Origin of the sequence: Streptomyces inusitatus (genome assembly GCF_014651115.1) — a bacterium.
GTDB classification, from domain to species: domain Bacteria; phylum Actinomycetota; class Actinomycetes; order Streptomycetales; family Streptomycetaceae; genus Streptomyces; species Streptomyces amakusaensis.
Genome location: NZ_BMWG01000034.1, coordinates 1 through 15,553 on the forward strand (window position 1 = coordinate 1; position 15,553 = coordinate 15,553).

Here is a 15,553-nt window from a genome sequence, read left to right on the forward strand (position 1 = left end):
CCGAACCGAAGACTCCTCGAACAACGCCTCCGGCCACAACAACGTCAACGTCAACTCAGGACCCTCGGAGAGGTCGTGGACGATTCCGACGGCCTCCAGGTCGTGTGCGAGCGGGATGTCCTCACTCGCCGCAGCCTCATCGGCCAGGGGCCAGCCGCCCTGAGGGGGTCGGCCCGCTTCCACCGACCCGGCGAATCGTCCGAGGTAGTTGAACCCGATCTGGGCCGAGGGCAGTGCGGCGAACGCGGCAGCCGTCTCGGGGTTGAGATAGCGCAGTACGCCATAGCCGAGGCCGTCGCCCGGGACCGACCGCACCTGCTCCTTGACCCGCTTCAACACCCGCCCAGCCGCCGGACCACCCTCCCGCACCTCCGACAGATCCACCGAACCGACATCCAGCCGTACGGGATGACTGCTCGTGAACCAGCCCACCGTCCGCGACAGATCGTCGTTCCCGGTGAGGGAGGTCCGGCCGTGACCCTCGACATCGACCAGGAGGCCGCGTGCCGAACTCCTCGTGTGCCGCCATTCGGCGAGTGCCGACGCGAGACCGGTCAGCAGCACCTGCTCGACTCCCGCATGGAACGCGGTCGGCACCCGGGTGAGGAGAAGGGCCGTCGCCTCTGCGGGGAGCTTCGCGGAGACGGTTCTCATCGCGGGGGTCGCCGTGTCGGCCGGCCGGTCGATCGGCTGCTCGACGGTGGTGAACGGCGGCTCGGAGCCCTGGAGGAAGTCGACCCACTGGGCCGCCTCCGCCAGCCGGTCTTCACTTCCGGCCTGTTCTGCGAGTTCGCGTGCCCAGTGCCGGAACGACGTCGGCACCGGCTCCAGACCGGCCGCACGCCCCGCCGCCAGCTCACCGTACGCCTGCACCAGATCCGGCAGCAGAACCCGCCACGAGACCCCGTCCACCACCAGATGATCCACAACAATCAACAGCCGCCCAGGAACCTCCGCACCCAGGTCGAACCACACCACCTGCACCATCACACCGGCCCACGGGTCGATGCGCCCGGCGGCCGAGCGTGTCTCGTCCGCGACGAGCCGCCGCAGATCGCCGGAGGTCGCGTCGACGCGCCTCACCCAGGGGCCGACCATGGCCGTGTCCGGTACGAGAAGGGTCGGTCCGTCGCCACGCACCAGCTGGGCGCGGAGCATGTCATGGCGGTCCGCCAATGCCTGAACCGCATCCGTGAGCACCGCGAAGTCCAGGCCCACCGGGGTCACTGTCAAGGTCGACTGAACAGCCTTGCCCGGCTCGACCCGCTCAAGGAGTTCGCGCATGACCGGAGTCAGCGGCACGACCCCCACCCCGACGTCACCGCCGCTCCCGACTCGCCCGAGGCGATCCTCGACGGCCACCGCGGCCAGGCTCGCCGGCGTCTTCCGTTCGAAGACCTGGCGCGCGGTGATGACGAGCCCCGCCTTACGGGCGCTCGACACCAGCAGCATCGACATGATCGAGTCGCCACCCAGCTCGAAGAACGAACCATCGGCACTGACCCGGTCAAGACCCAGCACCTCGGCGAAGAGCGCGCACAGCTTCTCCTCCACCGGAGTCACCGGAGCACGCCCACCGCTCTCACCTGCCTCGGGGGCCGGGAGTGCCGCCTTGTCGAGTTTCCCGTTGACCGTCAGCGGGAGGGGGTCCAGGACGAGGACGTTCGCCGGGACCATGTACTCCGGCAGCCGCTCCCCCGCGAACCGCTTGAGCCTCTCGGTGTCGAAGCTGTCGGCGGTCGTGGGTACGGCGTAGGCGACCAGACGCTTGTCACCCGGCCGGTCCTCGCGGACGATCACCGCGACCTGACCCACGCTCTCGTGCGCGGCCAGGACGGATTCGACCTCCCCGGGTTCGACGCGGAAGCCCCGGATCTTCACCTGCTCGTCCGCACGACCGGCGAACCACAGCTGACCGTCCGCACTCCAGCGCGCCAGGTCACCCGAGCGATACATCCGCCCGCCGAACGGACTCGCCACAAAACGCTCCGCCGTCAGATCCGCACGGCCCGCATAACCCCGGGCCAGACCGTCACCGGCGACGTACAGCTCACCCGTCACACCGACCGGAACCGGCTGGAGGAAACCGTCCAGAACATAGACCTGGGCGTTGCCGATCGGGCTTCCGATCGCCGGAGGCTGATCCTCCGGCGACATCCCCGCATCGAGAGGAACGGCGGTGGTGATGACGGTCGCCTCGGTCGGACCGTACGTGTTCCACACCCGCGAACCCGCGAGCCACCGACTCGCCAGATCCGCGCTCAGCCGCTCAGCACCCAGCACCCAGTTCCGCACACCAGGCACGGCCGCCGGATCCAACACCCCCAGCAGAGACGGCACCACACTCGCCACCTCGACACCCGAAGTGCGGATCATCTCCGCCAGCGCCTCCGGCTCCCGCCGCTCCTCACCCGACGCGATCGCGAGCGTTCCGCCACCGGCCAAGGTCACGGCGACGTCCAGCACAGCCGCGTCGAAGCTGAACGAGGCGAACTGAAGCGCCACCACCCCTTCACCCACACCGAGGGCGGTTCGCATCGCGAGCGCGAGGTTCGCCACCCCGCCATGAGCGACCGCCACCCCCTTCGGACGACCCGTCGAACCCGACGTATAGATCACGTACGCGAGCTGGGCCGGACTCACGCCCACATCGAGCGGCTCAGCGGACTCGGCGACAAGCTCCGTCTCGATCTGGTCCAGCAGCACCGCCCGCGCGTCCGCCACCGGCACATCGGCCAGCGTCCCTCCCGTGCCCAGGACCAGTACGGCACCGCTGTCGGCGACCATGTACGCGAGCCGGTCCGCCGGGTACTCCGGGTCAAGCGGCACATACGCCCCGCCGGCCTTCCAGACCGCGAGCAGCGCCACCACCATGTCGATCCCGCGCGGCAGGCACAGACCCACCACCCGCTCCCGACTCACACCCGCGTCGATCAAGTACCGGGCCAGCCGGTTCGCCTGTCCGTCCAGCTCCCCGTACGAAAGGACATCCGCACCGGACCGGACCGCCAGAGTCTCGGGACCTTGCTCGACCCGGTCGGCGAACAGATCGAGGAAGGTGTCCGCCTCGACGGGCAGAGCCGTGTCGTTCCACTCCGACACCATCCGCGACCGCTCGGCCTCGTCCAGCACCGCGATCCCGCTCAGCCGCACATCCGGATCAGCCGCCACCTGCTCCAGCACCCGACCCAAACGCCGCGCCAAACCCTCAACCGTCACCTGATCAAAGAGGTCCGTCGCATACAGAATCCCGCCACCGATACCCGCAGGACCACCATCCGCATCCCGCTCCTCGACGAGGTCGACAGAGAGGTCGAACCGCGCGGCGTCCGCCGCGAACTCGATCCGGTCGACGGCGAGGCCGGGCAGGTCCCAGTCGGCCCAGGTGCTGGTCTCCAGGGCGAGCATCACCTGGAAGAGAGGGTTGCGGGCGAGCGACCGGGCCGGGTTGAGCGCCTCCACCAGGCGCTCGAAGGGCACGTCCTGATGGGCGTAGGCGGAGAGATCGGCTTCCCGGACCCGGCCGAGGAGTTCGCTGAAGGTGGGGTCGCCACCGACGTCCGACCGCAGGACGACCGTGTTGACGAAGAGTCCGGCGAGATCGTCGAGGTCGGCGTGGGCGCGCCCGGCGGTCGCGGTCCCCAGCGGGATGTCGGTGCCCGCGCCCATCCGGGAGAGGAGCACGGCCAGTGCGGCTTGGACGACCATGAACATGGTCGCCTGTCCGTGTCCGGCGATGTCCGCGAGACCGGTGTGGGTGCGGGCGTCGACGCGTACGGGCACTGTGCGGCCTCGGAAGGAGGACGCCGGAGGGCGCGGCCGGTCGGTCGGCAGCGTCAGTTCCTCCGGTGCGCCTTCCAGTGCTTCGCGCCAGAAGCGCAGCTGTGCGCTGATGAGGCTGTCCTCGTCGTCCAGGTCGCCGAGGACTTCACGCTGCCAGAGCGCGTAGTCCGCGTACTGCACCGGCAACGGCTCCCAACCAGGGGACCGGCCTCCGCGCCGGGCGGCGTAAGCGACCCCGAGATCACGGGCCAGCGCACCCATCGACCAACCGTCCACCGCGATGTGATGCGCCACGATCAGCAGAACGAACTCCGAAGGACCGACCACCAACAGCCGCACACGCCACGGCAGATCGGCGCTGACATCGAAGCCGTGGCCCGAGTGGGCCGTGAGGGTCTCGGTGAGTTCGGCCTCAGTGGTCTCCTCGGTCTCCAGCCGGGGGCGGCCCGCCGCACCATGGATGATCTGCTGGCGGGGTGCGCCGTCGGTCTCGGGGAAGACGGTCCGCAGGCTCTCGTGCCGGTCGGCCACATCGCCGAGAGCCGCCTCCAGCGCCGCCACATCCAGCTCACCCGACAGACGCAGGGCCAGCGGCAGGTTGTAGGTCGCGTCCGCGCCGGATTCGGTCTCCTCCAGCCGGTTGAGGAACCACATCCGCTGCTGGGCGTAGGACAGCGGCAGTACGTCGGGGCGTGGCCCCGGCGTCGGTGCGGCAAGGGGTTCGGTCGCGCCGCTGTCGCTGTCCGCGCCTTCGATCAGGCCGGCGAGTGCCGCGACCGTGGCGGCGGCGAAGAGGTCGCGGATGCTGATGTCGGTGTCGAGGACGGAACGTACCCGGGCGATCAACCGCATCGCGAGGAGCGAGTCGCCGCCGAGGTCGAAGAACGAGGTCTCCGCGCCGACCCGGTCCAGGCCGAGCACCTCGGCGAAGAGCCCGCACAGCGTCTCTTCCATCGGGGTCGCCGGTTCCCGGCCGTCCGCGCGCCCGGCGAATTCGGGGGCGGGGAGGGCGGTGCGGTCGAGCTTGCCGTTCGCTGTGATCGGCAGGGTGTCGAGGACGACGATCGCGGCCGGAACCATGAATTCGGGCAGGTGTTCGGCGGCGAATTCGCGCAGGTCGGCACCGAGGCCGGGGTGTGCGTGGCCGGCCGGAATGACATAGCCGACCAGTCGCTTCTCCCCGGGCCGGTCCTCGCGGACGGTCACCGCGGCCTGGCTGACGCTCTCGTGGGCGGCGAGGACGGCCTCGGTCTCGCCGGGTTCGACGCGGAAGCCCCGGATCTTCACCTGGGCGTCGGCGCGGCCCGCGAACATGAGCTGCCCGTCGGCCGTCCAGCGTGCCAGGTCGCCCGTCCGGTACATCCGCCCGCCGAACGGGCAGGCGACGAACCGCTCGGCGGTGAGTACCGGCCGGCCCGCGTATCCCCTGGCCAGTCCCGAGCCTGCGATGTACAGCTCGCCGTTGACGCCCACCGGGACGGGCAGGAGGAATTCGTCGAGGACGTATACGCGGGTGTTGTCCCTGAGCCGGCCGATCGGCACGACCGCCGGGGCCTGGGCGCCGGGTGCCACGGTGTGCGTGGTGGCCAGGACGGTAGCCTCCGTCGGCCCGTACACATTGACGAACGCCAGGTCGGGGGAGGATTCCTGGGCTCTCGCGATCGCTCCGGCGGGGATCACGTCTCCGCCGATCAGCACCTCGGAGAGTCCGGTCAGGGCTTCCGGGGACTCCTCGGCCGTGACGCCGAACAGCCCCGCGGACATGTAGACGGCGGTCAGCCGATGCTGGCTGATCAGCCCGGCGAGGGTCACGGCGTCCACCCGGCCGGGCGGGGCGACCACGACACGGCCGCCGTTCACCAGCGGTACCCACAGCTCGTAGGTCGAGGCGTCGAATGTGTGGGGCGAGTGGACCAGGACCCGGTCGCGGGCGGCCGCGCTCCAGCAGGAGTCGGAGACGAGAGCGGCCACCGCCGAGTGCGGGATCGCGGCTCCCTTCGGCACACCGGTGGAACCCGATGTGTACATCACGTACGCCACGTCGTCGCCGCCGACGGTCACCCCGGGGACTCCGTCGGGGCCCGACAGCAGCTCCGCCGCCGGGACGGCCCGCGCGTTCCGAACACCGACATCCGAACCGGTCTCGGCCTCGATCACGGTCAGGGTGGTGTGTTCGAGGACGACCCCGGCCCTGGCGGCGGGCCAGGACGGGTCCACCGGGACGAATCCCGCGCCCGCCTTCGCGACGCCGAGCAGCACCGCCACCAGGTCCAGGGACCGTTCCAGCACCACTCCGACGAGGTCGCCGCGGCGCACACCACGGGCGATCAGGCCGCAGGCGACCCGGTCGGCGATCCGGTTCAGCTCCGCGTACGACCATTCCCGGCCTCCGCCGACGGCCGCCACCGCGTCCGGCGAGCGGTTCGCCCGCGCCTCGAACAGCTCGACCAGCGAAGTGCCCGGCACCGTACGGCCGGTGTCGTTCCAGTGGTCGACCACAAGGGACCGCTCGGCCTCGTCGAGCACCGCGATACCGCTCAGCGGTGCTTCGGGGTCGGCGGCCATCTGATCCAGTACGGATAGCAGCCGCCCGGCGACGGCCCGTGCGGCATCCTCGTCGAAGGCACTCAGCAGGTGTTCCAGCCGGAAGGTCATGTCGCCCTCGGCCGGGTTCACGATCATGATCAGGGGGAAGTTGGTCGACTCCCTGGCCGTGGAGTCGGTGAGCGTCAGCCCTTCCGTCGGAGGCTGCGCGTCCGGGTCTCCGGGGTAGTTCTCGAAGGCCATGAGGGTGTCGAAGACCGCGCCGGGGCCGGCCAGCCGCTGGATCTCGGTGAGCCCGACGTACTGGTGGTCGAGCAGTGCGGACTGCTCGGCCTGGAGTTCGGTGAGCAGCCCGGCGACGCTCTGGCCGGGGTCGAGCCGTACGCGCACCGGCACGGTGTTGATGAACAGGCCCAGCATCGATTCCATGCCGGGCAGTTCGGCGGGGCGGCCCGCGACGGTCGCGCCGAACACCACGTCGGCGCGGCCCGCGAGCTGACCGACGACTCGTGCCCAGGCGGCCTGCACCACGGTGTTGAGGGTGAGGCCACGGGTCCGGGTCAGTTCGCGGAGCGCGCGCGTCAGTGCCGCTCCGGCCCGGGTGGACACCCGGCCGAAGGGGGCCGACGCGTCGACGGCCGTCCCGGCCGGTGCGACGCGGGTCGGTTCGTCGGCGCCGATGAGGGTCTGCCGCCATGCCTCCCGCGCCTCTTCCCGGTCCTGGCGGGCGAGCCAGTCGAGATAGCCGCGGTACGGGGTCGCCGGGGGCAGGGCCGCCGTGCTGCCCCCGGCCTCGTAGGCCGCCCACAGGTCAGTCATCAGGATGGGCAGTGACCAGCCGTCGAGGACGATGTGGTGCAGGGTGATCAGCATGCGGTGGCGGTCGGGCCCCATCCTCACCAGGAGGATCCTCAGCAGCGGCGGCCGCGCGAGGTCGAACCGGCGGGAGCGCTCCTCGACGCCGAGCCGTTCGGCCTCGGCCGACGCCTCTGCCTCGGCCAGCTCCGAGAGGTCTTCCGCGCGCCAGGGCAGGGTCACCTCTCGGGCGATCACCTGGACCGGCCGGTCCACCCCGGGCAGTTGCCGGAAGCCGGCCCGCAGGCTGGTGTGCCGCGCCACCACGGCCTCCCAGGCGGCGCGCAGGACAGCCGCGTTCAGAGGGCCCGAGAGACCAAGGTCGAACTGCTCCACATAGACGTCGGTGTCGCGCTCGTCGAAGGTCGCGTGGAAGAGGAAGCCTTCCTGGAGCGGGGTCACCGGCAGGATCTCGGCCAGGGCGGGGACCGAGGTCTCCAGCTCCTCGATCTGCCCCTGGTCGAGCGCCACCAGGGGGAAGTCGGACGGCGTACGGCCCCCGGCGCCCGGCCTGGAAGCGTGGTCGACGAGACCGGCCAGCATCGCCGCCCAGCCCTCGACCAGAGCGCGCGCCGCCGGCTCGTCCAGCAGCCGTTCCGGCCGGACGAGGGTCAGTGTGAGCCGAGGCCCTTCGGCGGACTCGTGGACTTCGCCCTCGGCTTCGAGCGCGTGCGACACCGGGAACGCGCCGCCCACTCCGCCGACCGGTCCGCCTTCGGCGGCAGGTGACCAGGGTGTCGCCGACGACTCCTCGGGGGGCGCGGAGAATCGGCCGAGGTAGTTGAAGCCGATCTGCGCGGAGGGCAGCTCGGCGAGTTCGGCGGCGGTGTCCGGGTTGAGGCGGCGCAGGACTCCGTACCCCAGGCCGTCGCCGGGCACCGACCGCAGCTGCTCCTTGACCCGCTTCAGCGCCCGCCCGGCCGCCGGGCCGCCCTCGCGTATCCCGGCGTGGCCATCGGCATCGACAGCGAGCCGTACGGGATGAACGCCGGTGAACCAGCCGACCGTGCGGGACAGATCCGTCGCCGCGTCGAGCGGGACACGGCCGTGGCCCTCCACATCGACCAGGAACCCGCCACCGGTGGGTTCCTGACGGTCGCCGCGCCACTCCTCGACCGCCGCCGCGAGTCCGGTCAGCAGCACCTGCTCGACCCCGGCGTGGAAGACGGCGGGCACGGTGGTCAGCAGAGCGGATGTCACCTCGACGGGCACCTGGACCGACACTCGCCGGACCGAGGCGCTCAGGTCGCGGGCGGGGTCCAGCGGACGAGCGGTGAGCAGCGCGTCCGCGCCCCTGAGGAGTTCGGTCCAGCGGGGCAGTTCCGCGAGGCGTTCCGCGCTGTGGCTCTGGTCCGCCAGTGCGCGGGCCCAGTGCCGGAACGACGTCGGTACGGACTGGAGCGCGGGCGCGCGGCCGGCGGCCGACGCGGTGCAGGCCTCCGCCAGATCGGGCAGCAGTACGCGCAGTGACACCGCGTCCACGACGAGGTGGTTGAGGACGATCAGCAGCCGTCCGGGGGTGGTGGGGCCGAGGTCGAACCAGACGACCTGGAGCATCACACCGGCCGCCGGATCCAACCGGGCCACGGCCGCCCGCGACTCCTCCTCCACCAGCCGCCGGAGATCACCGGCCACCGACCCGTCCACACGCAGGACGAAGGAACCCACCGGAACCGACCCCGGCTCCGGCACCACCAACCGCCCCCCGGACTCCGCACTGAACCGCGCCCGCAGCACATCATGATGATCGACAAGCACACCGACCGCACTCGCCAGAACCCCTGCGTCCAGGCCGGCAGGAGCCACCACCAGCGCCGACTGGACGACCTGGCCCAGATTGTCCGTGCCCACCCGGTCGATCAGCTCACGCATGACCGGGGTCAGCGGCACCTCTCCGACTCCTGGGGCACCGCTCGCCCCCGGTTCGAAGCCGCCCGTGGCGGCCACGGCCGCGAGGTTCGCCGGGGTCCGGTGTTCGAACACCTCGCGGGCCGAGATCGCGAGCCCCGCGCGGCGGGCACCGGACACCAGCAGCATGGAGAGGATGGAGTCGCCGCCGAGTTCAAAGAAGGATTCGTCGGCACCGACGTGCGCGAGTCCGAGCACCTCGGCGAAGAGCCCGCAGAGAGCCTCCTCCACCGGAGTACGCGCCGCACGCCCGCCGGTGGTGCGCCCCGGAGCCGGAAGCGCGGCCCGATCCAGCTTGCTGTTCACCGTCAGCGGCAGAGCCTCCAGCACCACGACCGCCGCCGGAACCATGTACTCCGGCAATCTCGACGCCGCGTACCGCCGGAGCGCCTCCACCTCCACGCCCCGCGCACCCGGCACCACATAAGCCACCAGACGCCTGTCACCCGGCCGGTCCTCACGCACCACCACCGCGACCTGGCCGACACTCTCGTGCGCGGCGAGTACGGACTCCACCTCGCCGGGCTCGACACGGAAACCACGGATCTTCACCTGCTCATCCGCACGCCCCACGAAGGACAGTTGGCCATCGGCGCTCCACCGGACCAGATCTCCGGATCGGTACATCCGGCCACCGAATGGGCTGGCCACAAAGCGCTCGGCCGTCAGATCGGCACGGCCCACATAGCCCCGGGCCAGGCCGTCACCGGCGACATACAGCTCACCCGTCACACCCACCGGAACCGGCCGAAGAAACCCGTCCAGCACGAACACCCGCGTACGGCGCAGCGGACGGCCGATGGAGGGAGCCGGGTCCTCCGGGCCGATCCCGCCGTCGATCCGGCCCGTGGTCGCGATGACCGTGACCTCGGTCGGACCGTACGCATTCCACACCCGCGCACCGGCCACCCACCGGCTCGCCAGCCCCGCGCTCACCCGCTCGGAACCCACCACCCAGTTCCGCACACCAGGCACAGCCGCCGGATCCAGCACCCCCAGCAGAGACGGCACCACACTCGCCACCTCAACACCCGAGGTCCGGATCATCGCCGCCAAAGCCTCCGGCTCCCGCCGCTCCTCACCCGACGCGATCGCCAGCGTCCCACCAGCAGCGAGCGTCACCGCCACATCCAGCACAGCCGCGTCAAAACTGAACGACGCGAACTGAAGCGCCACCACCCCTTCGTCCACACCCAGCGCGGGACGCATCGCCAACGCGAGGTTCGCCACCCCACCCTGCGCGACCGCCACACCCTTCGGACGACCCGTCGAACCCGACGTATAGATCACATACGCCAACTGCTCCGGACCCACACTCACATCGAGCGGCTCGGCTGAACCCGCTTCGATCTCGTCCAGGCGCACAACGGGCGCTTCGATCCCGGGAATCTCCGTCCCGGCAGTACCCAGGACGAGCACCGCGCCGCTGTCGGCGACCATGTACGCGAGACGCTCCGCAGGATGCTCCGGGTCGAGCGGCACATACGCCCCGCCCGCCTTCCACACCGCCAGCAGCGCCACCACCATGTCCACCCCGCGCGGCAGGCACAGACCCACCACCCGCTCCCGACCCACACCCGCATCAACCAAGTACCGGGCCAGACGATTGGCGCGCGCGTCCAGCTCCGCGTACGACAGGGCGTCCGACTCGCACCGCACGGCCACGACCCCGGGCACGCTCGCGACCCGTGCCGCGAACAGGTCCAGGAAGGTGCCCTCGGCCGCAGGCGGCTCGGTGTCGTTCCGCTCCGACACCACCCGCGACCGCTGGGCCTCGTCCAGCACCGCGATCCGGCCGAGTCGGGCGGTCGGGTCGGCGGCGAACTGGGAGAGGACGTGGACCAGGCGGTCGAGGAGGGCTCCGGCGGCGGCGGTGTCGAAGGCCGACAGCCGGTGGTCGAGGCGGAGCCGGAACTCGCCGACCGGGCTGACGTCGAGGGCGAGGGGGTAGGTGGTCGACTCGCGGACCTCGGTCCCGGTGAGCGTCAGTGGCGCGGGAGGGGCGTTCTCGGCCGCGCGATAGTTCTCGAAGGCCATGAGGGTGTCGAAGGCCGCACCGGGGCCCGCGAGACGCTGGATCTCGGTGAGCCCCAGGTGCTGATGGTCCAGGAGCGCCGACTGCTGTGCCTGGAGTTCGGTGAGCAGCCCGGCGACGGTCTGCGCGGGGTCGAGCCGTACGCGCACCGGCACGGTGTTGATGAACAGGCCGAGCATCGATTCCATGCCGGGCAGTTCGGCGGGGCGGCCCGCGACGGTCGCGCCGAACACCACGTCGGCGCGGCCCGCGAGCTGACCGACGACCAGGGCCCACGCGGCCTGCACCACCGTGTTCAGTGTCAGTCCGTGGGTGCGGGCCACATCGCGTACGGCGGAGGCGAACTCCTCGCTCGGCTCGATGACGACGGTGCCCGTGTCAGTGCCTGTGTCAGTGCCTGTGTCAGTGCCCGTATCGGTGTTCGCGTCCTGTGGGACCGGTTCGGTGCCGTGCTCCGGGGGTGCGACGAGCGTGGGCTCGTCCAGCCCGGCGAGCGCCTGCCGCCAGGCGGTTCGCGCGGCGTCCTTGTCCTGGCGGGCGAGCCACGCGAGGTGCTCGCGGTACGGGGTGACTGCGGGCAGACCGGTCGTGTGGCCCCCGGCCTCGTACGCGGTCCACAGCTCGCGCGTCAGGATCGGCAGCGACCAGCCGTCGAGCACTACGTGGTGCAGGGTGATCGCCATGCGGTGGCGGTCGGCTCCGAGCCTGGTCAGGAGTACGCGTACGAGGGGCGGGGCCGCCAGGTCGAACCGGCGGTGCCGGTCCGCGTGCTCCAGGCGCTCCGATTCGGTGCGCGCGGTCTCCGGGGGGAGGTCTGAGAGGTCTTCCTCGCGCCAGGGCAGCGCGGATCGTTCCTCGATCACCTGCACGGGCCGGTCGGCTCCGGCGGGGTATCGGAAGCCGGCCCGCAGGCTCGCGTGCCGGTCGATCAGCGCCTCCCAGGAGGCGCGCAGGGCGGGCAGGTCGAGTGGGCCCTCCAGGCCGATGGCCAGCTGTTCGACGTACACATCGGTGCTCTGCTCGTCGAAGAGCGCGTGGAACAGCAGGCCTTCCTGGAGCGGGGTCACCGGCAGGATCTCGGCCAGGGCGGGGACCGAGGTCTCCAGCTCCTCGATCTGCCCCTGGTCGAGCGCCACCAGGGGGAAGTCGGACGGCGTACGGCCTCCGGCGCCCGGCCGGGAGGCATGGTCGACGAGACCGGCCAGCATCGCCGCCCAGCCCTCGGCCAGGGCGCGCGCGGCCGGCTCGTCCAGCAGCCGTTCCGGCCATGCCAGGCTGAGGAGGAGTTCGGGGCCGTCCGCACGGTCGTGTACGACGCCCTCCGCTTCGAGGGGGTGCATGACGGGTGCCCGGGGGTCGCCGCCCTCCCCGAGCGCGGTTTCCCCGGCCGGCTGCCATTCCTCGTCGTGGGCGGCGAATCGGCCGAGGTAGTTGAAGCCGATCTGTGCGGAGGGCAGCTCGGCGAGTTCGGCAGCGGTGTCGGGGTTGAGATGACGCAGAACGCCATGGCCGAGGCCGTCGCCGGGCACCGACCGCAGCTGCTCCTTGACCCGCTTCAGCGCCCGCCCGGCCGCCGGGCCGCCCTCGCGTATCTCGACACCGCTACCGATTCCGGTTCCGGTTCCGGTTCCGGTTCCGGTTCCGGTTCCGATGTCGAGCCGTACGGGGTGGATACGGGTGAACCAGCCGACCGTGCGGGACAGATCCGTCGCCGCGTCGAGCGGGACGCGCCCGTGGCCCTCCACATCGACCAGGAACCCGCCGCCGGTGGGTTCCTGACGGTCGCCGCGCCACTCCTCGACCGCCGCCGCGAGTCCGGTCAGCAGGACATCGTCGATGCCCGCGTGGAAGACGGCGGGCACGGCGGTCAGCAGAGCTGATGTCACCTCGACGGGCACCCGGACCGACACCCGCCGGACCGAGGCGCCCAGGTCGCGGGCGGGGTCCATGGGGCGTGCCGTCAGCAGGGGGTCCGGGCCCTGGAGGATCTCCGTCCAGCGGGGCAGTTCCGCGAGGCGTTCCGCGCTGTGGCTCTGGTCCGCCAGCCGGCTCATCCAGTGCCGGAACGATGTGGGGACCGGTGCCGGGGCGGGGGTCCGTCCGGCTGTCAGTTCGGTGTGGGCGTGAGCGAGGTCGGCGAGGAGTACCCGCCATGAGACGCCGTCCACGACGAGGTGGTTGAGGACGATCAGCAGCCGTCCGGGGGTGGTGGGGCCGAGGTCGAACCAGACGACCTGGAGCATCACACCGGCCGCCGGATCCAACCGGGCCACGGCCGCCCGCGACTCCTCCTCCACCAGCCGCCGGAGATCACCGGCCACCGACCCGTCCACACGCAGGACGAAGGAACCCACCGGAACCGACCCCGGCTCCGGCACCACCAACCGCCCCCCGGACTCCGCACTGAACCGCGCCCGCAGCACATCATGATGATCGACAAGCACACCGACCGCACTCGCCAGAACCTCTGCGTCCAGGCCGACAGGAGCCACCACCAGCGCCGACTGATAGACCTCGGAGAGGCCGTCGGGGTGGGAGCGGCTGAGGAGTTCGCGCATCACCGGAGTGAGCGGGATCGGGCCGGTTCCTTCGGCGGTCTCACCTGGGAGGGGTTCGGCGGCGAGGCGGGTGGCCACGGTGGCCAGCGCGGCCGCGGTGCGGTGTTCGAACACAGCTTGGGTGGTGATCACCAGGCCCGCCCGGCGCGCGCCCGAGACCACCATCATGGAGAGGATGGAGTCGCCGCCGAGTTCAAAGAAGGATTCGTCGGCACCGACGTGCGCGAGTCCGAGCACCTCGGCGAAGAGCCCGCAGAGAGCCTCCTCCACCGGAGTACGCGCCGCACGCCCGCCGGTGGTGCGCCCCGGAGCCGGAAGCGCGGCCCGATCCAGCTTGCTGTTCACCGTCAGCGGCAGAGCCTCCAGCACCACGACCGCCGCCGGAACCATGTACTCCGGCAGCCGCGAGGCCGCGTACCGCCGGAGCGCCTCGATGTCGATGCTGTCAGCGGTCGTGGGTACGGCATAGGCGACCAGACGCTTGTCACCCGGCCGGTCCTCACGCACGACCACCGCGACCTGCCCCACACCCTCGAACCCCGCGAGGACCGATTCGACCTCCCCCGGCTCGACACGGAAGCCACGGATCTTCACCTGCTCGTCCGCACGCCCCACGAACGACAACTGGCCGTCTTCCGACCACTGCGCCAAGTCCCCCGTCCGGTACATCCGGTCACCGAACTCAAAGGGGCTGGCCACAAAGCGCTCGGCCGTCAGATCCGCCCGGCCCACATAACCTCGGGCCAAACCGTCGCCCGATACGTACAGCTCACCCGTCACACCCACCGGAACCGGCCGCAGAAACCCGTCCAGCACGAACACCCGCGTACGGCGCAGCGGACGGCCGATGGAGGGAGCCGGATCCTCCGGGCCGATCTCGCCGTCGATCCGGCCCGTGGTCGCGATGACCGTGACCTCGGTCGGACCGTACGCGTTCCACACCCGCGAGCCGGTGACCCAGCGGCTCGCCAGCCCCGCGCTCACCCGCTCGGAACCCACCACCCAGTTCCGCACACCAGGCACCGCCGCCGGATCCAGCACACCGAGAAGTGAGGGGACGACGCTCGCGACCTCGACACCGGAGGTGCGGATCATCGCCGCCAAAGCCTCGGGCTCCCGCCGCTCCTCGCTCGACGCGATCGCGAGCGTTCCGCCAGCGGCCAGCGTCACCGCGACATCCAGCACAGCCGCGTCGAAACTGAAGGACGCGAACTGAAGCGCCACCACCCCTTCGTCCACACCCAGCGCGGGACGCATCGCCAACGCGAGGTTCGCCACCCCACCGTGCGCGACCGCCACACCCTTCGGGCGACCCGTCGAACCCGACGTATAGATCACGTACGCCAACTGCTCCGGACCCACACTCACATCGAGCGGCTCGGCGGCGACCGAATCCGTCTCGATCTCTTCCAGCGGGAGTACGGGCGTACCGGTGTCCGGAACCTCGACACCCGCCGTGGTCAGCACCGCTACCGCGCCGCTGTCGGCGATCATGTACGCGAGACGCTCCGCCGGGTGCTCCGGGTCGAGCGGCACATACGCCCCGCCCGCCTTCCACACCGCCAGCAGCGCCACCACCATGTCCACCCCGCGCGGCAGGCACAGACCCACCACCCGCTCCCGACCCACACCCGCGCCAACCAGCACCCGGGCCAGACGATTCGACCGTACGTCCAGCTCCGCGTACGACAGGGCGTCCGACTCGCACCGCACGGCCACGACCCCGGGCACGCTCGCGACCCGTGCCCTCAGAAGGTCGAGGAAAGTGTCCGGGTGGGTGCCGGAGAGAGGTGAACGGTGAGAATCAGGCATTCCAACGGTCCCCAACTGGCTCGATGGCGGATGTCCCTCTGCGCTGCGGGCTCGCGCC

At 71.2% G+C, this 15,553-nt stretch carries 1 protein-coding gene; it reads right to left on the reverse strand.

The genetic code is table 11. The features are described from left to right. The coding region (locus IE247_RS31980) for a non-ribosomal peptide synthetase (RefSeq protein ID WP_190126862.1) at positions 1-15,495 on the reverse strand (15,495 nt) is incomplete at its 3' end. Positions 15,496-15,553: the final 58 nt, after the last annotated feature.